General features: G+C 63.4%; 15 protein-coding genes and 1 pseudogene. 6 read left to right on the top strand and 10 right to left on the bottom strand.

From position 1 onward, the window contains the following. Nucleotides 1-699: 699 nt before the first annotated feature. The gene (locus JQK88_RS09770; RefSeq protein ID WP_203278175.1) at nucleotides 700-1,230 is read left to right on the top strand and encodes a FecR domain-containing protein; all 531 of its coding nucleotides are present in this window, start codon (nucleotides 700-702) and stop codon (nucleotides 1,228-1,230) included. Nucleotides 1,231-1,250: 20 nt separating this feature from the next. After that, nucleotides 1,251-3,119, top strand: coding sequence for a CHASE2 domain-containing protein (locus JQK88_RS09765; protein ID WP_203278191.1), 1,869 nt, complete (start codon nucleotides 1,251-1,253; stop codon nucleotides 3,117-3,119). A 130-nt stretch (nucleotides 3,120-3,249) separates the two neighbouring features. Here JQK88_RS09765 and JQK88_RS09760 read toward each other — a convergent pair whose 3' ends face one another. The 7 genes from JQK88_RS09760 to JQK88_RS09730 all read right to left on the bottom strand — a co-directional run bounded on the left by JQK88_RS09760 (nucleotide 3,250) and on the right by JQK88_RS09730 (nucleotide 11,853). Then, a complete protein-coding gene (locus JQK88_RS09760; RefSeq protein ID WP_203278174.1) occupies nucleotides 3,250-3,567 on the bottom strand; it encodes a DUF2934 domain-containing protein in 318 nt (105 codons plus the stop codon). A 310-nt stretch (nucleotides 3,568-3,877) separates the two neighbouring features. Beyond that, nucleotides 3,878-4,399 carry a DoxX family protein gene (locus JQK88_RS09755; RefSeq protein ID WP_203278173.1) on the bottom strand — a complete coding sequence of 174 codons (522 nt, stop codon included), beginning with the start codon at nucleotides 4,397-4,399 and terminating at the stop codon, nucleotides 3,878-3,880. 383 nt (nucleotides 4,400-4,782) lie between these two features. Next, nucleotides 4,783-5,262, bottom strand: a complete 480-nt coding sequence (locus JQK88_RS09750; RefSeq protein ID WP_203278172.1) for a tetratricopeptide repeat protein — start codon at nucleotides 5,260-5,262, stop codon at nucleotides 4,783-4,785. A 30-nt stretch (nucleotides 5,263-5,292) separates the two neighbouring features. Next, the gene (locus JQK88_RS09745) at nucleotides 5,293-6,264 is read right to left on the bottom strand and encodes an MBL fold metallo-hydrolase (protein WP_203278171.1); all 972 of its coding nucleotides are present in this window, start codon (nucleotides 6,262-6,264) and stop codon (nucleotides 5,293-5,295) included. Nucleotides 6,265-6,380: 116 nt separating this feature from the next. Then, complete coding sequence (locus JQK88_RS09740) at nucleotides 6,381-6,620, bottom strand: DUF680 domain-containing protein (protein ID WP_203278170.1); 240 nt, start codon at nucleotides 6,618-6,620, stop codon at nucleotides 6,381-6,383. A 184-nt stretch (nucleotides 6,621-6,804) separates the two neighbouring features. After that, entirely contained in the window at nucleotides 6,805-10,614 is a 3,810-nt protein-coding gene (metH, locus tag JQK88_RS09735) for a methionine synthase (RefSeq protein WP_203278169.1), read from the bottom strand. Between the two features lie 138 nt (nucleotides 10,615-10,752). Next, nucleotides 10,753-11,853 carry a KamA family radical SAM protein gene (locus tag JQK88_RS09730; protein WP_203278168.1) on the bottom strand — a complete coding sequence of 367 codons (1,101 nt, stop codon included), beginning with the start codon at nucleotides 11,851-11,853 and terminating at the stop codon, nucleotides 10,753-10,755. A gap of 267 nt (nucleotides 11,854-12,120) precedes the next feature. Here JQK88_RS09730 and JQK88_RS09725 point away from each other — a divergent pair, with 267 nt between their 5' ends. The 3 genes and pseudogenes from JQK88_RS09725 (at nucleotide 12,121) to JQK88_RS09715 (ending at nucleotide 17,807) form a co-directional block, all read left to right on the top strand. Continuing rightward, the gene (locus tag JQK88_RS09725; RefSeq protein WP_246749788.1) at nucleotides 12,121-13,767 is read left to right on the top strand and encodes an acyl-CoA synthetase; all 1,647 of its coding nucleotides are present in this window, start codon (nucleotides 12,121-12,123) and stop codon (nucleotides 13,765-13,767) included. A 244-nt stretch (nucleotides 13,768-14,011) separates the two neighbouring features. Beyond that, nucleotides 14,012-14,905: a hypothetical protein gene (locus tag JQK88_RS09720; protein ID WP_203278167.1), complete on the top strand. Its 894-nt coding sequence runs from the start codon at nucleotides 14,012-14,014 to the stop codon at nucleotides 14,903-14,905. A gap of 299 nt (nucleotides 14,906-15,204) precedes the next feature. Further along, nucleotides 15,205-17,807 (top strand): annotated as a pseudogene (locus JQK88_RS09715) (bifunctional diguanylate cyclase/phosphodiesterase). 114 nt (nucleotides 17,808-17,921) lie between these two features. Here JQK88_RS09715 and JQK88_RS09710 read toward each other — a convergent pair. Then, nucleotides 17,922-18,254, bottom strand: a complete 333-nt coding sequence (locus JQK88_RS09710) for a hypothetical protein (RefSeq protein WP_192249264.1) — start codon at nucleotides 18,252-18,254, stop codon at nucleotides 17,922-17,924. Here JQK88_RS09710 and JQK88_RS09705 point away from each other — a divergent pair. After that, entirely contained in the window at nucleotides 18,218-19,741 is a 1,524-nt protein-coding gene (locus tag JQK88_RS09705) for a winged helix-turn-helix domain-containing tetratricopeptide repeat protein (protein WP_192248689.1), read from the top strand. The two genes, JQK88_RS09710 and JQK88_RS09705, sit on opposite strands and share 37 nt — an antisense overlap. A gap of 54 nt (nucleotides 19,742-19,795) precedes the next feature. Here the strand turns inward: JQK88_RS09705 and JQK88_RS09700 are convergent, their stop codons facing one another. Beyond that, nucleotides 19,796-21,418 carry an ABC-F family ATP-binding cassette domain-containing protein gene (locus tag JQK88_RS09700; RefSeq protein WP_192248686.1) on the bottom strand — a complete coding sequence of 541 codons (1,623 nt, stop codon included), beginning with the start codon at nucleotides 21,416-21,418 and terminating at the stop codon, nucleotides 19,796-19,798. Nucleotides 21,419-21,593: 175 nt separating this feature from the next. Then, nucleotides 21,594-22,337 carry a 2OG-Fe(II) oxygenase gene (locus JQK88_RS09695; protein WP_192248683.1) on the bottom strand — a complete coding sequence of 248 codons (744 nt, stop codon included), beginning with the start codon at nucleotides 22,335-22,337 and terminating at the stop codon, nucleotides 21,594-21,596. Nucleotides 22,338-22,355: the final 18 nt, after the last annotated feature.

Genomic DNA, 22,355 nt, shown 5'->3' with positions numbered 1-22,355 from the left:
GTTCCTCTCGTTGAAGGAACTCCATGGTCGGATCGCAGCTTCTACCCGCTCAAGACCAATACCTGTCGCGCCATCTCAGAACGAGGCGCCCCTCCCGCGAAGCGGGTTCGTGCATGAGGCGCGAAGCTGTCATTCGTAATTACAGAGAATGAACGCCTTCAATGGTGTATCGCTATTGCGACCACCTCCTCAATGCCGCTTGAAATACTGCACCTTCGGCCTCGTGTTTCTCCGCCGCTTCGCGGTTATCAAACGCGCCGAGATTGCGCCTCTTCCCAGACTTTTTGTCCGGTGGCGGCGCGGTCGGTGCCCAGGCGTCGAACAGACCCCGCGCTTCGTCCCCCGACATGCCGGTGCGCACGGACCAGTTCCTCGACTAAGAACGTTAGTGCCGGCAATCTCCTTTGTTTGCGGCAGGGCTTCGTCGGCCGTCAGCGGCAAAGCGGCTTCCCGGTGGATCTCCATCGCGTTCTGGTGCAGTGGCGCTTGTGGTCGCCATGGGCGCCTCCCTCACCTTGCCTGCCCGGCGACCCGCCATGCCGAACATGCTTAACGCCGGAGCAGCTTGTCGTGTTACGATTGCCCGTCGGCATCCTCAAGCCAACGCGGCTGCAAGTGCCGGCTCGTGAACCAAACACGCGGGCAAGCTGACGGCAAAGAATTTCCTGCCGCAGGGTTTCGCAAAGCGAGGAGACGTTGATGCGCGCAAGGGGCCGATTTTTCCGTAGCCTGGTGGCTGTCCTGTTTGCCGGTGTCTTCTGGGTGGATGCCGCCCATGCGCAGGATGCAGGGTGTACGTTCGAGCCGGTGGCCGGTACGTCCCGACAGATTCTGAGATGTCGGGAAGGCCTTGCCATCATTGTGGAAGGCGGCGCACGTTTTACGCTGGAGGATCGCGATCGAAACGGCAGTCCCGACGCGGTCAGGTTGCGGCGCAAAGCGCTGCTGCTCGATGCTCCGGCCGGCGCGGTCCAGGGTGGCTTCGCGGTTATCACCCCGCAGGCGATCGCCGCGGTGCGCGGCACAAAATGGGCAGTCGACGTTGGCAATGGCAAGACGTCTGTTTTCGTCCTGAGAGGTCGCGTCGCCGTGCAAAGACCGGCATCCACCGCCGTCGTGGTCCTCGCACCGGGCGATGGCGTGGACGTCGAGGCCGGGACAGGCAAACTCATCGTCAAGCACTGGCCCGCCAAGCGCGTTTCCGCATTGCTGGCCCGTTTCGGCCAGTGAGCTTGCCCAGTGAGTTGGTAATGAGCCGACGAGGGCTTCCGACGCTGATCGCGCTCATTCTGGCGGGTCTTTGGGGCGCCGGCCTGGGCTTCGCGCACTGGCACGGCAATTTCTGGTTTCTCGATCGCGTCGAGGCAACGATGACCGATCTTCGAACGCTTGTTCGAGGAACGGCAAAGCCGCCGGAGCTGATCACCATTGTCGCAATAGACGATGAAACGGTGCGGCGCGAGGGCAGCTATCCCCTCAGCCGCGCCACGCTTGCCCGAATCATCGATACGATAGAGCCGCTCGGGCCGAAAGCCATTGCGCTCGACCTGCTGCTGGTCGACCCCGGGGCAAAAGACACCGACGAGGTGCTCGCGCGTTCGCTGAGCAGGAGTAGAAGCGTAATCGCTGCAGCGGCGATCTACCCCGGAGGCAAACAATGGGCTCTGGCCGTGGGCGAAGGACCCCTCGCCCGCGTGCCGAATGCCGAGCGGTTCCTGTGGCCCCTGAAAGCGTTTTCGGATGTCGCCGCTGTCGGTGTCGTGAACGTGGTCACCGACAGGACGGGAACGCCCCGGTTCGTGCCGTTGCTGTTTCGGGCCGGAGATCAGTTGCAAGCGTCCTTCTCCTTGCGTGTTGCCGCCATGGCGGCGGGAGAGGACCCTGGAATTGCGCCCGATGATCTATCGCTCGACGGACGGTCGATCCGAACGGACATTGGTCACATCCTGCCTCTGACATTCTATGGCCCGCGCGGCACGATCCGCACGATCAGCGCCGCGACCGTGCTGGCGGGCCAGTTCGATCCCGGCGCTATCCGGGGCCGAATTGTCTTGATAGGAGCGACCGCAACCGGCACCGGCGATGTCTTCCCGACACCGTTCGATCCCATACTGCCCGGCGTCGAGGTCATGTCGACGGCGGTTGCCCATCTGATGGCCGGCGACGGAATCGTGCGCGACCAGAACGTTCGCCTTGCAGACGCGGGCTTTGCAGTTGCGCTGCCCATGCTTCTTGTCGGCCTGTTGGCGTGGCGCCGAAACGCCATCGGCCTTGCGGCGGTCGCCGGCGTGGTCCTGATCTGGTTGGTGGTCAACATGACCGCTTTCCTGCACCATATCTGGCTGAGCGCCGCGCTGCCGATGACCGCTGCCGTTCCGCCGGCAATCCTGTTTGGGGCCGCGCAGCTTTGGCTGGGCAGGAGCCGGGCCCAATATTTCGCCACGCAGAGCCAATTGCTTCAACGCGTTGAAGCCCCAGGACTGGGAGCATGGCTCGCCAAGCATGGCGACTTCCTCTCGGAACCCGTCCGGACAGATGCCGCCATCCTGTTCATCGACCTGTCCGGCTTCACCGGACTGAGTGAAACATTGGGGCCGAGCGCCACACGCGAACTCCTCAACAATTTTCACGCGTTGGTGGACGAAGAAGTGACAAGCTGCGGTGGCGTTGTCACGAGTTTCATGGGTGACGGCGCCATGATCCTGTTCGGCCTGCCGGAACCGACGACAGACGACGCCTTCAATGCTGCCCGCTGTTGTGCCGGGCTCTCCAGCCGCACCAACGATTGGCTCGCCTCGTTGCCTGCGTCGACCGCATCCCGGATCGGCTTCAAGATTGGAGCGCATTATGGAACAATCGTGGCCTCTCGACTCGGCGGCGAAGGGCGTCAGCACATCGCGGCCATCGGCGACACCGTCAACGTTGCAAGTCGCTTGATGGAGATCGCTGCCGACCAGAATGCCGAAGTGGCGGTGAGTTACGAAATGCTTGAGGTCGCCGGTCGCGACTGCGCGTTGTTCAAATCCGGTGCTTTAAGAGGTCCTGTGGAGACCCAGATCCGTGGGCGATCCAGCTCGCTCGCAATCTGGCTTTGGCAGAGTGCGCGGGCGCAGCAGTAGATCCGGCCCCGTGATCAATGGCGCGCCATCCATGCCTTCGCGCGGCGCGCGCGCCAAAATGGTGCACCAAAGCCAGCCGTCCTCGATGTTCGACGCCGCTGATGGAAGTAAGCCTGCACGTAGCCCGCAATCAGGACTTCCGTCGCCCCTTCAACCCGCGCGCAGCCTGCTCCACCGCCGCCCGGTCAGTTCCCAGCCTGTCAATCAACTCCTGCGCCTCGTCGCCCGATATGCCGGTGCGCACGGCCAGTTCCTCGACTGTCAGGACATCGGTGCTGGCGATCTCACGGGTTTGCGGCAGCGCGTCGTCGGCCGTCAGCGGCAAGGCGGCTTCCCGGTCGATTTCGGCTTCGGCCCGGTGCCAGTGATGCTCGGGGTCGCCACCGCCTTCGCGCTGCCAGATCTGGTAAGCGCGCTTCTGGATCTTCTCGTGCCGTTCGTCACCCATCGTCGTTCCTCCTTGGTGTCAGGGAAGAACGCCGCACCGGCGCGAACGATCCAAAGAATTTGCGTGATTGGTGGAGCTGACGGAAAAAGGCGGCGCTCTACGGCGCCCCCCTCTGGCCTGCCGGCCATCTCCCCCACTTGTGGGGAGATTAGCATCTTCGGCGCCTCGCCAGTTCTGTGACGTTGGAGGTTGGCGACGGCCGAGGTGACGGCCAATCTCCCTCCTTGTGGGGGAGATGCCCGGCAGGGCAGAGGGGGTCGCCGTGGAGCGCGACGGTGCAGGATGACTTCCCCCTCGCCCTTGCACTCCCTCAAACCGGCAGCGTCACCTTCAACGTCATGTCATTCTCCGCCGCCAGAAGTGCCGCCACCATGTCCTTGTCGCGCTGGCGCTGCTGCAGATAGCAGGCCACCAGCCAGTCCAGCGAGAACCTGCCGGCGCCAACCGCGGCCAACACGAACATGCCGCCCGATATGGCCAGATCCTTTTCGAAATTCAGCAATTCGCTCTGGCTGGCGAAATTGGTGTGGAACAGCGTGGCCGTTGCTAGGCAGAACAGGCCGAGGCCGATGCCGCCCAGCCGCGTCAGCAGGCCTGTTGCAACGGAGAGCCCTGCCCCCAGTTGCAGCGCGATGGTCGCGATGAAAAGCGGCAGGCCGACGCCTTGGGCTGCCATCGCCTTGGCGGCGCCGTCGAAATGGATGGCCAGTGTCACACCCTCATGCAGGAAGATGAAGGACATAAGCAGGCGGCCGGCAAGCAGGGTGACGTCCTTGAGGTGATATTTTGCGGCGAGCGTGTGCAGCTTCGCGGTGTGGTCGGTCAGTAGCATGGTCTGGCTCCGGATTTTGGGTGCAGGCAGCCGCCGCGCGCCCGGTGGGGGCGCGGATGGCGCTGATGTGGTGATGATGTCCGAGGGGCCGGAGCCGGCTTGAGGGATGGGGCGCCGGCTCCGGCGTTTGGGCGCCGGCCACGGGCGCCCAAACTGGTGTGCGTTAGGGGCCGAGCTCAGCGCCAACGCCCCCTCATCCGGCCGCTTCGCGGCCACCTCTGCCGGGGCGAGTCACGGGCCTCGCCCGTCCTTCGGACCGCCGAGGGGAGAAGAGACGGGCGCATTGTCGCCGCCCCTCCTCTCCCCTCGGGGAGAGGTCGGATTGCCCGAATTGCCCTTGCAATTCGGTTTGGCAATCCGGGTGAGGGGAATTTGCGCCGCGCCTACTGCGTCACCTTGGTGGCGATGGCCTTCTGCAGGTCTTCGAGTTCCTCGCAGCCGCCGGGGCAGAGTTTCTGCAACGACGCCAGTTGCTCGTTGGCCTTGGCCATGTCGCCGGTTTCGACATAGAGCTCGCCCAGATATTCGCGGGCGGCCTTGTGGTCGGGCTTCAGCTCCAGCGCCTTGTTGTAGTAGGTCAGGGCGGTGGTGAAATCGCCGGTCTTGCGCAGCGTGAAGCCGAGCAGGTTGTAGACGTCGGCCTGCTGGTTGTCCTGCGCGAGAGCGCGCAGGTCGGCCAATGCGCCCTTGTAGTCCTTGACGGCGATCTTGGCCTGGACAGCGGTGAGGTCGGGCGCGTCGGTGCCTTCGATGTCGTCGACCGCATAGGCCGGCATGATTGTGGCCGCGGGAACCACGGTCAGCACGGCAATGGCGCCGAGCAGGCCGAACAAAGCGTTTCTGCCCAGATAGATCTGTTTCATTGTCTTTCTCGCTTAGTTGGGTTGCCGTGCTCAGATCTGCACGGGCGTGAAGCCGTAGGCATTGCCATCTTTCACGAAGACGCCGGTGCCGGGGAACGGGAAGTGCGACCCGGAAATCCGGATGTTGTCGGCAATCACCCGGTCGATGATCTTGTGGCGGGTAGTGATCGCCGTCGGCCCGTCCTGATCGTAGCTGCCCTGCCATTCCGGATGCGGCGCCAGCAGGGCCGGCACATACATGGTGTCGGCCGAGATCATCAGCTGCTCCTTGCCGGAGTTAGCGAGGTAGACCGAATGGCCCGGCGTGTGGCCCGGGGCGGCGATGATCTGGATGCCGGGCACCACTTCGGCGCCATCCTGAACCAGTTTCCAGTTCTTCCATTTCGGAAAATTTTCGGCGATGCGCTTGCCAGCGGGCTTGCGGCCCTCCGGCAGCTTTGCCAGCCGGCTCGGGTCGGTCCACCAATTGTATTCCGTGGCGTTGACGATCAGCTCGGCATTGGGGAATACCGGCGCGTTGGTGCCCTTCTCCATCAGGCCCCAGACATGGTCGGGGTGGAAATGCGAGATCATGATGGTGTCGATCGCCTTGTAGTCGATGCCGGCGGCGGCCATGTTGGCCGGCAGATGCGTGGCGTTGGTCTGCCACTGGCCGACGCCCGAGCCGGCATCCATCATGATCAGCTTGCCGTTCATCTTGAGCACGACGACGGTGAGCGGGATGGGCATGAAGTCGGTGGTCAGCCCCGCCTTGGCGAGTGCGGCCTTGGTGTCGTCGACCGAGACATCCTTGATGAAGGCCGGGTCATGCGGCTTGCGCCAGATGCCGTCATAGATGGCGGTGACCTCGATGTCGCCGACCTTGTATTTGTAGAAGCCGATCGAAGGCTCGACCGGCGTTTCGGCGAAGGCGGCTTGAGTGAATTCGAGCTTGCCGGCAAGGCCGAAGGCGGTTGCAGCGAGGGCGGTTCCAAGCAATGTGCGACGTGTCATTGTGAACATGGTGATTTCCTCTTGTGAGTGGTGTCCGAAGTCGCGGAAGAGAGATGACGGAGAGCGCTGGCTCCCGTCCTGATCGGTTGAGGCGGCGGCGCGGATCCGGCGCCGGCGCCCATCACTCAGCGACCCCAGATGCTGTCGCGGTTGTGCCGGGCAATGATGTCCTGCACCGAGTCCTGGTTCGGCCCGGTCGTCACCTTGGCATCGACGCCGTCCTGGTGCGCTGTGTAGGGAATTGACGCGGTGGCATTGGTGTCCACGCCAGGCTGGTTGGCCTTGTTGGTGAAGTGGTCGCTGCCGGCAAAGGCAGCGCTCGAGGCAAGCAGCATCGCAGCCACGCTGAAAGCGAGCTTGGTCATGTCCGAAATTCCTTGTTTCGTTTCTTTGGGCCCCGCTGACAACAAGACCCGGAAGGGCCGTGCTTTATTCCCCGGTGCGGTGAGATTTTTTTGAAAGGGGAGAAATCAGGGGGCGGTCGAGCAGACGCTGGGCCGGATCAGGCGCGCTTGCGACGCCTTGGCAATTTCGCCAACCGTCAGAACGCTACTCCGCCGCCTCTGCGTAGTCCACGGGCACATAGTTGAGGATCGGGCCGAGCCAGCGCTCGACCTCGGCCAGCGGCATGGCCTTGCGGCGGGCGTAATCCTCGACCTGGTCGCGCTCCACCTTGGCGACGCCGAAATAGTAGCTTTCGGGGTGAGCGAGATAGAGGCCGGAGACCGACGAGCCGGGCCACATCGCGTAGCTCTCGGTCAGGCTGACGCCGGCATTGCCCTCGCCGTCGAGCAACCTGAACAAAGTCGCCTTTTCGGTATGGTCGGGCTGCGCGGGATAGCCGGGCGCGGGGCGGATACCGCGATAGGGTTCGCCGATCAGATCGTCCGGCGCGAGCGCCTCGTCGGCCGCATAGCCCCAGAATTCCGTGCGCACCTTCTCGTGCATGCGCTCGGCGAAAGCTTCGGCGAAACGGTCGGCCAGCGCCTTGATCATGATCGAGGAATAGTCGTCATTGGCCCGCTCGAAGCGCTCGGCGATCGCCACCTCCTCGATGCCGGCGGTGACGATGAAGCCGCCGATATAATCGGGCTTGCCGCTCTCGGCAGGCGCGACGAAATCCGACAGCGCGACATTGGCCTTGCCGTCGCGCTTGGTCAGTTGCTGGCGCAGCGTGAAGAAGGTCGCCAGCTCCTGCGAGCGCGCCTCATCCGTGAACAGCTTGATGTCGTCATCGACGGCATTGGCCGGCCAGAAGCCGATGACGCCGCGCGGCGCAAACCATTTTTCCGCGATGATCTTCTTCAGCATCGCCTGCGCATCCTCGAACAGCTGGCGCGCTGCCGGACCCTGCGCTTCATCCTCGAGGATCTTGGGATAACGGCCCTTCAGCTCCCAGGTCTGGAAGAAAGGCGTCCAGTCGATGTAGCGCGCCAGCTCCGCCAGGTCCCAGTCCTGGAACACTTTCACGCCCGTAAAGGACGGCCTCGGCGGCTGGTAGGCCGACCAGTCGACCTTGTGCGCATTGGCCCTCGCTCTGGCCAGCGGCAGCCGCTGCTTGTCGGCCTCGGAGCGGGCATGCGCGTCGGCGACTTTTTTGTATTCGGCCCGCACCGTGTCGACATAGTCGGCCTTGCCGTCGTTCGAGAGCAGCGACGAGACCACGCCGACGGCCCGGCTGGCGTCGGTGACATAGACCGTCTGCCCCTTGGAATAGCGCGGGTGGATCTTCACCGCCGTGTGCACGCGGCTGGTCGTCGCGCCGCCGATCAGCAGCGGAATGTCGAAGCCTTCGCGCTCCATCTCGGCCGCCATGTGCACCATCTCGTCCAGCGACGGCGTGATCAGGCCGGAGAGGCCGATGATGTCGACGTTCTGCTCGCGCGCCGTCTGCAGGATCTTCGCCGCCGGTACCATGACGCCGAGATCGATGATCTCGTAATTGTTGCAGGCGAGCACGACGCCGACGATGTTCTTGCCGATGTCGTGGACATCGCCCTTCACCGTCGCCATCAGGATTTTTCCCGCCGTCTGGCGCTCGCCATTGTCGATGCCATTGGCGGCGTTGGCCAGTTTTTCGGCCTCCATATGCGGCAGCAATCCAGCCACTGCCTGCTTCATGACACGCGCTGACTTCACCACTTGCGGCAGGAACATTTTTCCCGCACCGAACAGGTCGCCGACGACATTCATGCCGGCCATCAGCGGGCCTTCGATGACATGCAGCGGACGCTCGGCGGCCAGCCGCGCTTCCTCGGTGTCGGCGTCGATGAATTCGGTGATGCCGTTGACCAGCGCATGCGAAATGCGCCCTTCGACCGGCAGCTCGCGCCAGGCGAGATCGCGCTCCTTGCCCTCCTTGCCGGCGGCGCCCTTGAAGCGTTCGGCGATCTCCAGCATGCGCTCGGTGGCGGTGCCGCCGGCCCTGGGTGCGCGGTTGAGCACGACATCCTCGCAGGCCTCGCGCAGCTCCGGCTCGATCGTGTCGTAGACAGCGAGCTGGCCGGCATTGACGATGCCCATGTCCATGCCGCGCTGGATGGCGTGGTAGAGGAACACGGCGTGCATGGCCTCGCGCACCGGCTCGTTGCCGCGGAACGAGAAGGACAGGTTAGACACGCCGCCCGAGATATGGACATGCGGCAGCGTCCCGGTGATTTCGCCGGTGGCCTCGATGAAGTCGACGCCGTAATTGTCGTGCTCCTCGATGCCGGTGGCGACCGCGAAGACATTGGGGTCGAAGACGATGTCTTCGGGCGGGAAGCCGGCCTGCTCGGTGAGGAGTTTGTAGGCGCGGGTGCAGATTTCGACCTTGCGCGTCTTGGTGTCGGCCTGGCCGGCCTCGTCGAAGGCCATGACGACCACCGCCGCGCCATAGGCGCGCACCAGCCTGGCATGATGCAGGAACGCTTCTTCGCCTTCCTTCATCGAGATCGAATTGACCAGCGGCTTGCCCTGCACGCATTTCAGGCCGGCCTCGATGATTTCCCATTTCGAGGAGTCGACCATGACAGGCACACGCGCGATGTCGGGCTCGGCGGCGATCAAATTGAGATACTCGACCATCGCCTTCTTCGAATCGATCAGGCCTTCGTCCATATTGATGTCGATGATCTGCGCGCCATTGGCGACCTGGTCGCGCGCCACGTCGAGCGCGGGGACATAATCGCCCGCCGTGATCAGCTTTCTGAACCTGGCCGAGCCGGTGACGTTGGTGCGCTCGCCGACATTGACGAAGGGAATCTCGTCGGTCAGCGTGAACGGCTCCAGTCCGGACAGCCGCATCTTGCGCGCGATCTCGGGAATGGGGCGCGGCGGGTACTTTTTGACCGCCTCGGCGATGGCGCGGATGTGCTCCGGCGTCGAGCCGCAGCAGCCGCCGACGACGTTGACCAGCCCTTCCCGCGCGAAATCCTCGATCTGCGCGGCCATGAAGTCCGGGCTCTCGTCATAGCGGCCCAATTCGTTGGGCAGGCCGGCATTCGGATAGGCGCAGACGAATGTGTCGGCGGCGCCCGATATCTCAGCCAGATGCGCGCGCATGGCGTTGGCGCCGAGCGCGCAGTTGAGGCCGATGGTGAACGGGCTGGCGTGGCGCACCGAATGCCAGAAGGCGGTCGGCGTCTGGCCCGACAATGTGCGGCCGGAGAGATCGGTGATGGTGCCGGAAATCATCACCGGCAGATGCACGCCCTTCTCGAGAAAGATCTCGTTGCAGGCGAAGATCGCCGCCTTGGCGTTCAGCGTGTCAAAGATGGTCTCGATCAGAATAATGTCGGCGTCGCCGTCGATCAGCCCGCGCAACTGCTCGCCATAGGCCAGGCGCAATTCGTCAAAGGTCACGGCGCGATAGCCGGGATTGTTGACGTCGGGTGACATCGAGGCGGTGCGGTTGGTTGGCCCCAGCGCGCCGGCGACGAAACGGCGCTTGCCGTCTTCCTGCTCGGCGCGAATGGCGGCGCGCCGCACCAGCCGCGCACCGTCGCGATTCAGCGCATAGACGGCAGCCTCCATGCCGTAATCGGCCTGTGCGATCGAAGTGGAGGAGAAGGTGTTGGTCTCGAGGATGTCGGCGCCGGCGATGGCGTACTGATAGTGGATCTCCTCGATCGCTGCGGGCTGCGTCAGGATCAGCAGGTCGTTGTTGCCCTGCTGGTGGCAAGCGCAGCCGGCGAAGGCCTCGCCGCGGAAATGCTCCTCGTCGAAACCGAGACCCTGGATCTGCGTGCCCATGGCGCCGTCAAGGATGAGGATGCGCTCGCGCGCCGCCGCGGTGAGTGCCGCAAGCACTTCGGAACCGTCGGGCTTTACCGCGACGGGGCCGAACAACGCAGCCAGCGATGCAGAATTCTGCGACATTTTTTATCCTTGGGGCGACAACCATCACATAAGGATATCTTTATGTCAATATACGGGATGCGACCGAACATGTCACGGCCGGTCAATCATCATGACCCACAGCAGGCCGGCAGCGGTCATTGGCGGAACCGGCGCTGCCTACCCCACAACGTCCCGATACACCCTCTCCCCGCCATCCTGGCCGCGAATGCGCCAGTTGTCCCCTTCCCGCGCCTCGATATGGCACGGCCCAAGCGGCACCTTGCCGCCGCCTTCCGGCAGGTCCAGCACATAGACGGGATTGCAGATACCCGACAGACGCGCGCGCAGCGCGCCGGCCAGCGCCTGTCCCTCGGCAATGGTGGTGCGCCGATGCGCCATGCCGCGCGCGAGGTCGCCGTGGTGCAGGTAATAGGGCTTTACCCCCAGGCGATACATCAGTTCGCGGCAGAGTTCCTCCAGCGCTTCCACCGTGTCGTTGACGCCCTTGAGCAGGACGCTCTGGTTAAGCAGCACGAAGCCTGCCTGGCGCAAAGTGCGGCAGGCCAATTCGGTGGCCGGCGTGATCTCCCGCGCGTGGTTGAAATGGGTGACGATGGTGACCATCAGCCGGCCCTGCAAGGCGCCAACCAGCCCCGGCGTGATGCGCGTCGGCAGCACGACAGGCACACGGGTGTGGATGCGCAGCAGCCGCACATGCGCGATCGCCTCGATGCGGGCGCGGATTTCGGCCAGGGCCTTGTCCGGCAGCGACAGCGGATCGCCGCCGGTCAGGATCACTTCGCGGATTTCGGTGCGGGCTTCGATATAGGAAAAAGCCTCTTCGAGAGCGTCGCGCGTATAGCCACGGCCGATCGAGGTCAGGGACTCCTTGCGGAAGCAGAAGCGGCAATAGACCGCGCATTGATAGGTCGGGAACAACAGCACGCGGTCGGCATGGCGGTGCGTCAGTCGCGGCACCGGACTGAAGGCATGGTCGGCGATCGGATCGTCGAGCTCGCCCTCGGTTTCCACCAGCTCATCCGGCGACGGAATGATTTGCGCGCGGATCGGATCGGCGGGATCGTTCCAGTCGATCAGGTCGAGATAGGTTTTTGGGGCACGCACCTTGTGCCGCACGGCCGCTTCCTGCGCCGCCGAGCGTTCGGCCGGTGACAGCGGCAGCGAAGCGAGATCGCGCACATGGCGAACGCCGGCACGGATGTCGTCCTTCCAGGCGCTGTCGGCATCGGCGGCTTTGAGATTGGTGTCTGTGGTCATTGGAGGTCTCGGAGCAGCAATTTGCGCGGAGCTATCGGCCGGTTGAGGGAGTTGGTCAACCATCTGTCGCCGCCGACGTTGATCCGTAGAGTTCCCGCCGACCTCAGAGGCTGACGCTGCCCCTCATTGCCCTGCCGGGCATTTCTCCCCGTAAAACGGGGAGAAAGTGGCTAATCCCGACTTTCGCCGCAATCGACCGGCGCCGCGATTTCGGGCAATCTGACGGGCGCGCCAAGGGGGAGATGGGCGCTGCCAGGGAGGCCCGCCATGAGCAAAAGACCGCGCTATGAGGATGCCGTTCAGCGCTTTCGCATCGAAGACGAGATCGCCCGGTTGCATGGCAACCCTACAACCGGCATCAATGCCTATGTCGAATGCTGCGGCCGCTACACCGGTGAAAACCGGCTGGCGCTGCGTGCGATCTCGGCCGGCGGCGAATTGCGAGAATTCACCTTCGACGATCTCGCCGACATGTCGGGTCGCGCCGCCAATGCGCTCAAGGCTGCCGGCGTCGGTGCCGGCGATGCCGTCGCCGGCATGCTGCCGCGCATCCCCGAACTGGCGGCGCTCATTCTCGGCACATGGCGCATTGGCGCGGTCTACCAGCCGCTGTTCACCGCCTTCGGCCCGAAGGCCATCGAGCACCGTCTCGGCTATAGCGGTGCGAAGATCGTGGTGACCAACCCGGCCAATCGCGGCAAGCTCGACGAGGTCGAGACACCAGCGCAAATCGCGACCATTCTTGGCCCCGGCGAGGCGCTGCCTCTCGGCGACATTGATTTCCGCGCCGCGCTTGCGGCCGCCTCGCCCGACTGCCAGCCGGTGATGCGCAAGGGCGACGACCTGTTCATGATGATGTCGACCTCCGGCACGACAGGCTTGCCCAAGGGCGTGCCGGTGCCGCTGCGTGCCCTGCTGGCCTTCGGCGCCTATATGCGCGAGGCGATCGGGCTGCGCCCGAATGACGTGTTCTGGAACATCGCCGATCCCGGCTGGGCCTACGGCCTCTACTACGCCATCACCGGACCTTTGCAGCTCGGCATCGCCACGACCTTCTATGAAGGCGCCTTCAACGCCAAAAGCACCTACGACATCATCGAGCGGCTCGGCGTCACCAGCCTCGCCGGCTCGCCGACCGCCTATCGCCTGCTTATGGCGGAAGGGCCTGAGGCTGCCGCTCGTGTAAAAGGCAGACTGCGCGTGGTGAGCAGCGCCGGCGAACCGCTCAATCCGGAAGTGATCCGCTGGTTCGACGCCAATCTCGCCGTCCCCATCCATGACCATTACGGCCAGACCGAAAACGGCATGATGGTGAACAACCATCATGGGCTCTCGCATCTCGTGCGCGCGGGCTCGGCCGGTTTTGCCATGCCCGGCTACCGCATGGTGGTGCTCGACGAGGCAGGCAACGAGCTCGGCCCCAACCAGCCTGGTATCCTTGCCGTCGACATTGGCAGATCGCCGCTGCGCTGGTTCGAAGGTTATCATCAGGCCGAGACGCCGGCGATATCAGGCGGCTACTACCGCACCGGCGACACGGTGGAGTACGAACCGGACGGTTCGGTGTCCTTCATCGGCCGGGCCGACGATGTCATCACCTCGGCCGGCTACCGCATCGGCCCGTTCGACGTCGAAAGCGCGCTGATCGAGCATCCGGCGGTCAACGAGGCGGCCGTCGTCGGCGTGCCCGATCCGCAGCGCACCGAGATCGTCAAGGCCTTCGTGGTGCTGGCGCCGGCCTACAAGGGCAATCCGGACCTCGCCGAAGAGCTTGCCCAACACGTCAAGAAGCGGCTCTCGGCGCATTCCTATCCGCGCGAGGTCGAGTTCGTCACCGAACTACCGAAGACCCCAAGCGGCAAGATCCAGCGCTTCCTGCTGAGGAAGGCGGAAGTGGAGAAGCGCAAGGGGTGATTAGGCGCCAATCTCCCCCCTTGAGGGGGAGATGTCGCCGAAGGCGACAGAGGGGGTCGTTGCGCGTGAAGCGCTAACGTCGTCTCGCGCTGAAAAAAGGAGTCAGCGCTTCACGCGCGGCGACCCCCTCTGGCCTGCCGGCCATCTCCCCCTCAAGGGGGGAGATCTGCAGCTCCGACGCCGTCTTTTTCGGCCCAATGTTGTCATGTATCCTTGGAATCGAACGTAGAGCGGGTTTTAAATCATGCGGATGGTCTGGACGTTTCTGTTCGCGCTCGTGAGCAGCGTTGCTTTCGCGGCCTCGCCGGAGGATGACTATATCGCCGCGCGCGACAAGGCGATTGCGGCCATCGCGGCGCTGAACAACGTGAACACGGCGATCGAAACCATCGACGCCCAGAACGAGAAGGCGCTGGCCGACCTGCAACAGCGTCTTTCCGGCATTATCGGCCCCTTGGCTGTCAAGGATTTTCCGGCAACCGGCACGATCAATATCGAAAGCCTCAGCGACTCCGACATCGGCTACGGCATGCTCGATGGGCTGCGATACACCAAAGGCGACGACGGCCCCACCCTGGTGGCAACGACGCGAGGGCTGCTGGAGCGCTGGCTCCAGGCCAAAGCCGCCGAGACCGACGAGAGTTTCAAACTGCCTGCAAGCATCGATGAGGCGCTGAAGCTCGATGCTTTCTATACCCAGGCGATCAACAGCGACGCCGCCTTTGAAGGGACGCTCGACTTTCCGCTGAAGACGCCTCAAGGCGCCGACATTGCCTTCGCACGGCTCGGCGGCTGGACGCAGGACGTCGGACCGATCTACGAGCAGGACGTCATCGTTACGCTCGTCAAAGGCAAGAGCGTCATGATCACAGCGGCGCCGGCGGCCCCTGCCGTCCCGAAGATCGCCGCCTGCGACGCCGTCTGGGCGGCTGCGGATGCCGCCGCGCAGAAATTCCAGGAGGCCTACCAGGCGTCGGACCTCAAGGACGAAAAGGCGTTCGAGTCCTCCAACGCCGCCTGGGACAAAGGCGATAGCGACTATCGCGCCTGCATGGGCCAGCATCTGCCGGGAGACCCGGCCTTCCCGGCGCTGCTCGCCCAGGCTCAGGCGCTGGCCGATCAGATGGCGGGAAAGTAAGACCCCCGGACAGGCCCTGGGGGCGAGATCAGAGGGCTTTTGCGATTTCAGATACGAAGGTTCGGAGCGGCCGCCCGATGCCGCTTGCTCATTGTTCAGGAACCGCTGCAGACCTTTGTTTTCGTCGCATGGCACTCAGCTTTCGTCCCCCCTATGCTGATAACCAAGATCTTAACGTTTATTCCCGGGCCGCCTTGAAGTTCAAATTTAAACTTTAGCTACTATGGTCGGCGGACGGACTACTGCCCTGGAAAGGTATTCGGATCGAATTGGCAGGAGAGACATCCAATCCCGGCCGGTTGAAACGGGCCATTTTTTCGTCCGCCAACTTGCCGGCGGCGATTGCCTTTGTTGTGCTTCTCGTCTGTGCCCTGGTTGCCGACCAGAGGAACAGGGAGGTCTCCGATCAGCTGGCGCGCGCTGACGTCCTGGCCAAGGTCAACATCATACGCGCCAAGCTCGAAGGCAACATTACCGGCAACCTCCAGCTGGTTCAGGGTCTCGTTTCGACGATCGTTACCGAGCCCTATATGGGCCAGCAGAGATTTGCGGCGCTCGCCCGCAATCTGTTCGAGCAAAAATCGCAGTTGCGCGACGTTGCCGGCGCGCCCGACCTCGTCATCGCGCTGATATATCCGCTGGAAGGCAATGAAAAAGCCATCGGGCTGGACTACCGCAAGACCGAGGCGCAACGCATGGCTGCGCTTCGGGCCCGTGACCAGCGCGCGCTGGTGCTCGCCGGGCCGGTCAAATTGGCGCAAGGCGGGCGTGGCTTCATCGGCCGTATCCCGGTCTTCGTGCCGACGGCGGGTGGCGGCGACCGTTTTTGGGGGATTGTTTCGGCCGTGATCGATATCGATCGGCTGTACAGCGCGAGCGGACTGACCGACCCTGACCTGGATATCGATGTGGCGCTCATCGGCAAGGATGCGCTGGGGGGCGGCGGCGAACTGTTCTTCGGCGGCGACAATGTCGTGGCCGGCAATCCGGTGACGGCGGAGGTGCAACTGCCTTCAGGCTCCTGGCAAATTTCGGCCATACCGAGGGGCGGCTGGCCGACCGCTCCGAAAAATGAGTGGCTGCTGTGGACGCTCATGGCGCTCGCCGGCGCGCTGGTGGTGCTGCCGATCCTCGTGGCCGGACGTCTTTTCGGCGAGCGACAGAAAAATGACGCCGAGTTGAGGCGCCTGTCCAGGCGTCTGGAACTGGCTTTGGAGGCCTCGGGGATAGGCGTGTGGGAGCACGACCTCGTCAGCAACGAGCTCGTATGGGACGACCGCATCAACGAAATCTATGGCAAGCCCGCCGACGGCAAGACCCGCGGCTATGACGACTGGGCGCTGGCGATCCACCCTGAAGACTTCGAGCGGGCGAAAGCGGATTTCGATTCGGCCGCCGCGACAAAGGGCCCCTACTCTTCGCAGTATCGGCTTTTGCGACCGGACGGCACCATTCGCCATGTCCGCGCACGCGCCAGTTTCTTCCAGGACATCAACGGCAGATCAAAAATGATCGGCGCTGAATGGGATGTGACCTGGGACGTGCTGCTCAACGAGAATCTCGTGCGCGAACGTCGCCTTTCAGAATCGAAGAATGCCGAACTGAATATGGCCAAGGCCCGCATCGAGCATGTCGCGCTGCACGATTCGCTGACCGGCCTGCCCAACCGTCGGTATCTGGATGAGATGCTTGCCGAAACCACGAAGCCGAGGGCCGCGCAGCATTGCTGCATCTTGACCTTGACCGCTTCAAGCAGATCAACGACACGCTCGGCCACGCAGCCGGCGATGCATTGCTGGTGCATGCTTCGAAAGTCATCCAGGCCAGCGTCGGCGGTGCCGATTTCGTTGCGCGTATCGGCGGCGACGAGTTTGTCGTGCTGAGCCATGGACGTGACGACAAGGGGCTCGCCGCGCTTGCCGACCACATCATCGACGCCATGCGCCAGCCGGTCGACTATCTGGGTCACCAGTGCCGGTTCGGCGTAAGCATCGGCATTGCAGCCAACAGCGGCGTCGACGCCAAGCAACTGCTCGTCAATACCGATCTCGCGCTGTACCGGGCGAAAGGCCGTGGCCGCAACCGCTACGAATTTTTCAACGAAGAGCTGCAGAGCGAGATCGTTCGGACCAAGCAAACCGCCGACGAGATTCTTGGCGGACTCGAGCGGAACGAATTCGTCGTCTACTACCAGCCGCAGTTCGACGCCAGGACGCTGGAGATCGTCGGCGTCGAGGCACTGTCGCGTTGGGACCATCCGCAACGCGGCATGCTGACCCCCGACGCCTACATCAAGGTGGCTGAAGAACTCAATGTCGTGGCGCTTATCGACCGCACTGTCCTGACGCAGGCGCTTGATAGTTTCGAGCGCTGGTCGCGTAGCCACCTCAACATCCCGCGCGTGTCGGTCAACGTCTCCGCCAGGCGCCTGGAGGACAAGGACCTGATCAAGGGTTTGCGCAAGCTTGCCATCAAGAAAGGGACCGTGTCGTTCGAGCTGGTGGAGTCCATTTTCCTCGACGAAAACGACGAACTGGTCACCTGGAACATCGAGCACATAAAGGGGCTCGGTATCGACATCGAGATCGACGATTTCGGCACCGGACATGCCTCGATCGTCTCGCTCCTGAAGTTGCGCCCGCGTCGCCTCAAGATCGATCGCCAGCTGGTCACACCCATCACCAGCTCAACCGCGCAGCGGCAGCTGGTGTCGTCCATCATCGACATCGGCAAGTCGCTCGGTATCGAAGTGATCGCCGAGGGCGTCGAGACCATGGAGCACGCGCAGATACTAAAAGAGCTTGGCTGCGATATCCTGCAAGGCTTCCTGTTCGGCTACCCGATGGACGCAAAAGCCTTCAAGACATTCGCCCAGTCCCGCAAATGGCTGGCGGCGAGCTGACGTCCCAAGGAAAGCGCCAGCCCCGTAACCACGGCGCTTCCTGCCGGTCCGCTCGACATGGATCGACAGAAAGATTCAGCAGAATTTCAGAAATCTGCCGGTACGCGCCCGTTCTTAGGCCTCACTGTTCTCATGGACGAACTGGAGGAGGTCGAACATGTCAGTGAATGAGAGCACGCGCCAAGCCGCCCGGCAGGAACTGCTGGAATATGCATCCACCGTCATGGCTGCGTCCCCTTGTGCGCCCATGCCTGGAACAATGTTCGAAATGCTCGAGATCATCGCCATGGAGAGGCGGATGGCTTCCAGCCAAGGTGAAGGCGGATCAAATTCTCCTGATCCCTTGACGTCCGCGCCGATTGGGACCCCAATCAGGCAGCGTTTGGTCGAGCTGGTCAGATCGGCATTCAATGTCGCGAGAAAACCCAGGGCACGTACCACTGGCACTTGGCAGTTGCGAGCTTGATCTTGCCCGCGGGCTGCTGTTGTGCGACGGGAAACCTGTCGCTCTGCGCTCCAAGGCGTTTGACCTGTTGACCTATCTCAGCAGGAATGTCGGGCGTGTCGCGACCAAGTCTGAACTGATGTCGGCGGTGTGGCCAGACGTTTTTGTGACCGAGGACTCACTGACGCAGGCGGTCAGGGAGTTGCGAAAGGCGCTGCAGGACGAAAGCCAAACCATCATCCGCACGGTCGCCAAGCGCGGCTACGTCTTCTCTCCTCCCGACGCGCCAAAGCAAGTGCGCTCCGGACAGCCGAGCGTTGCGGTGCTGCGTTTCAGCAATGAGGGTGCGCCGGAAGACACCCCCTTGGTCGACGGTTTTGCCGAGGACATTGTCAATGCGTTGGCTCGCTTCGGAAGGGTCGACGTGCTGGCACGCAATTCCGGATTTGCCTTTGCCTCGGATTCCGCTTCCGATTGGCGTGCCGTTGGCGACAGCCTTGGCGCAACCTATCTGGTCCGCGGCAGGGCGACGACTCGCGCCGACGGCATGCGGGTCACCGTCAGTCTCATGACTGCCTCGACGGGAGGAGTCCTCTGGAGCGAAACCTTTTCCGCGTCCGGCGGCCAGATCTTCGACATGCAGGAAGAAATCGCCAGCCGTGTGGTGAACCGGCTCGTCGCTCGACTTGACGACGCAGGTGTCAAGCAGGCAACCCCGAAGCCTCCCGACAGCCTGGCCGCATACGAGCTTCTCCTGCGTGGACTGGCCCGGCTGCGCGGTTATGGCGATGATGACAATAAGGCTGCGCGCGACCTTTTCCGGGCTGCGGTCGAAAAAGACCCGACCTATGCCTTGGCGCATTCCTACATCGCGCTCGCCGATCTCATTATCGGTGGCTATGCAGAGGCGTCCCCGGAATTGCTTGGTTCACTGATCGAGCGCGCGGAGTGCGCGGTGACCCTGGCGCCGGAAGAGCCGCGCTGCCATCGCGTGCTCGCCCAGGCCTTGATCTCTGCCCGCCAGTTCGACGCGGCCGAACATCACCTTCAGCGCGCGCTCGACCTCAATCCCTATGACGCCGATACGATTGCGCAAATGGGGTTCTTGCTCTCGATGAGGGGCAGGCCTCTTGAAGCACTCGCGGCGATTGACAGTGCGATACGGATCAACCCGATCCATCCTGATTGGTACCACTATGATCGCGCCATCGCGCTGTACTCGGCTGGAGACTACAAGGCCGCGCTTGTCAGCATGTCCAAGGTCCCCTCGAAGTCTCCCTGGCGACTGACAAGGCTGGCGGGGTGCCACGCGCAACTCGGCGACCTGAAGGAGGCTCAGCGCATCATGGCAGAGGTCAAGCGGATAGCGCCTGACTTTTCGCCGATGCAGTTTGCGCAAACCGGGATTGCGTATGAACATGCAAGTGATGTTGAACATCTCGTTGCCGGCGTCGCCAAAGCACTTGCTGCGTATGACGAGAAGCCCTAGGCGGTGCGGTCGCCGCTTTGGACGAGAGCCGAGGCTTCCGTCTGCCGGGCGGGGTTACCCCCGCAACCCCGGCGCTTCCTGGCCGGTCCGCTCGACATATTCAGTATAACCGCCGCCATAGGTGTGAATGCCTTCCGGCGTCAGTTCCAGCACGCGGTTGGAGAGTGCAGCCAGGAAATGGCGGTCGTGCGAGACGAACAGCATGGTGCCCTCATACTGCGACAGCGCCGTGATCAGCATCTCCTTGGTAGCGATGTCGAGATGGTTGGTCGGCTCGTCCAGCACCAGAAGATTGGGCGGGTCGAACAGCATCAGCGCCATCACCAGCCGCGCCTTCTCGCCGCCTGACAGCACGCGGCATTTCTTCTCGATCTCGTCGCCGGAGAAACCGAAACAGCCGGCGAGCGCTCGCAGCGGCGCCTGGCCGGCCTGCGGAAACGCATCCTCCAGCGTCTGGAACACGGTGCGCTCGCCCTCCAGCACCTCCATGGCGTGCTGGGCGAAATAGCCCATTTTCACGCTCGGCCCCCGCGCGACCGTGCCGGCATCGGGGTCGGAGGCGCCGGCGACCAGCTTCAGCAGCGTCGACTTGCCGGCGCCGTTGACGCCCATGATGCACCAGCGTTCGCGGCGGCGAACCTGAAAGTCGAGCCCCTCATAGATGCTGCGGCTGCCATAGCCTTTGTGGACGTTCTTCAGCGTTACGACGTCTTCGCCGCAGCGCGGCGCCGGCTGGAAGTCGAAATTGACGATCTGACGGCGTTTGGGCGGCTCGACGCGGTCGATCTTGTCGAGTTTCTTCACCCGGCTCTGCACCTGGGCGGCATGGGACGCGCGCGCCTTGAAGCGTTCGATGAAGGCGATCTCCTTGGCCAGCATCGCCTGCTGGCGCTCGAACTGAGCCTGCTGCTGCTTGTCAGCGATCGCCCGCTGCTGCTGGTAGAATTCGTAATTGCCGGAATAGGCGGTGAGCGAACCGGCGTCGATCTCGACCACCTTGTTGACGATGCGGTTCATGAACTCGCGATCGTGCGAGGTCATCAGCAGCGCGCCTTCATAGCCCTTCAGGAACTGCTCCAGCCAGATCAGGCTTTCAAGATCGAGATGGTTCGACGGCTCGTCGAGCAGCATCACGTCGGGCCGCATCAACAGGATGCGCGCCAGCGCCACGCGCATCTTCCAGCCGCCGGACAGCTTGCCGACATCACCGTCCATCATCTCCTGCGAAAAGCCGAGGCCGTCGAGCACTTCCCGGGCGCGGCCCTCGAGAGCATAGCCGTCGAGCTCTTCGAAGCGATGCTGCGCCTCGCCATATTGTTCGATGATCTCGTCCATCCGGTCGGCCTGCTCGGGATCGGCCATGGCCGCCTCGAGTTCGGCCATTTCGGCCGCCACATCGCTGACCGGCCCGGCGCCGTTCATCACTTCGGCGACCGCGCTATGGCCGGCCATGTCGCCGACATCCTGGCTGAAATAGCCAATGGTGACGCCGCGATCGACCTGCACCTGGCCCTCGTCGGGCTGCTCCTGGCCGGTGATCATACGAAACAGCGTCGTCTTGCCGGCGCCGTTCGGCCCGACAAGGCCGACCTTCTCGCCCTTCTGCAAGGCGGCCGAGGCCTCGATGAAGACGATCTGGCGGCCGTTTTGCTTGCCGATATTTTCAAGACGGATCATGGGGCGGTCCGGGAGGGTAAAGGGGATGTGCGGGATTGCCCGAGCGCTTACCCGAATGAAGGCGACGAGGGAAGAGCGCAAACGCCGCAGCGTCGACAGTGAAAATTGGCGATGGCGACGGTGACAGCCAATCTCCCCCACTTGGGGGGAGATTGGCAGCTTCAGCGCCGCACCTTTACTTCGCGTCGTGGAAGATAATCCCCACCGTATGCCGCTGTCCCGAACGCAAGCGGCTGACACCGTGCCTGAGGTTGACCCGGTAGTGGCCCTTGGTGCCGTGCACCGGGCGATTGTGCACGGCGAAGATCACCGCGTCGCCGCGCCTGAGCGGCACCACCTCGGCGCGGCTCTGCATGCGCGGGCGCTGTTCGGTGAGCACGAATTCGCCACCGGTGAAATCCTCGCCGGGTTGCGACAGCAGGATAGCCACCTGCAGCGGGAAAGCGAGGTCACCGTAGAGGTCCTGGTGCAGGCAGTTGAAGTCGCCGGGACCATATTGGAGGAGCAGCGGCGTCGGTCGCGTCTGGCCGTTTTCGTGGCAAAGCTGGAGGAAGGCGGAGTGGTCGGCGCGATAGCGCTGGGCAACACCCATGCGCTCGTTCCAGTCGTTGGCGACGCCGGCCAGCCTGGGGTAGAGCGCGGTGCGCAGGCCGCCGATGAGATCCGGCAACGGGTAGCGAAAATAGCGATACTCGCCTTTGCCGAAGCCGTGACGGGCCATCACCACATGGCTGCGGAAATGTTCCTCATGCGGATAGAGCGCGGCGATTTCGGCGCATTCCTCGGGTGAGAGCAGAGCCGGCATGACAGCGCTGCCATAGCTGTTCAGTTCGCCGATTAGAGCGCTCCAGTCCTGCGCGGCCACGCGCGCCTCGGCCGAACGGGTGGCGCGTTTGGCGGTTATCGAATGGATGGTCATGGATGCCTCCTTTGATAC

The organism is Mesorhizobium caraganae (assembly GCF_016836705.1).
In the GTDB taxonomy this organism is placed as follows: domain Bacteria; phylum Pseudomonadota; class Alphaproteobacteria; order Rhizobiales; family Rhizobiaceae; genus Mesorhizobium; species Mesorhizobium caraganae.
This window is presented reverse-complemented; position numbering and strand designations above follow the sequence as displayed.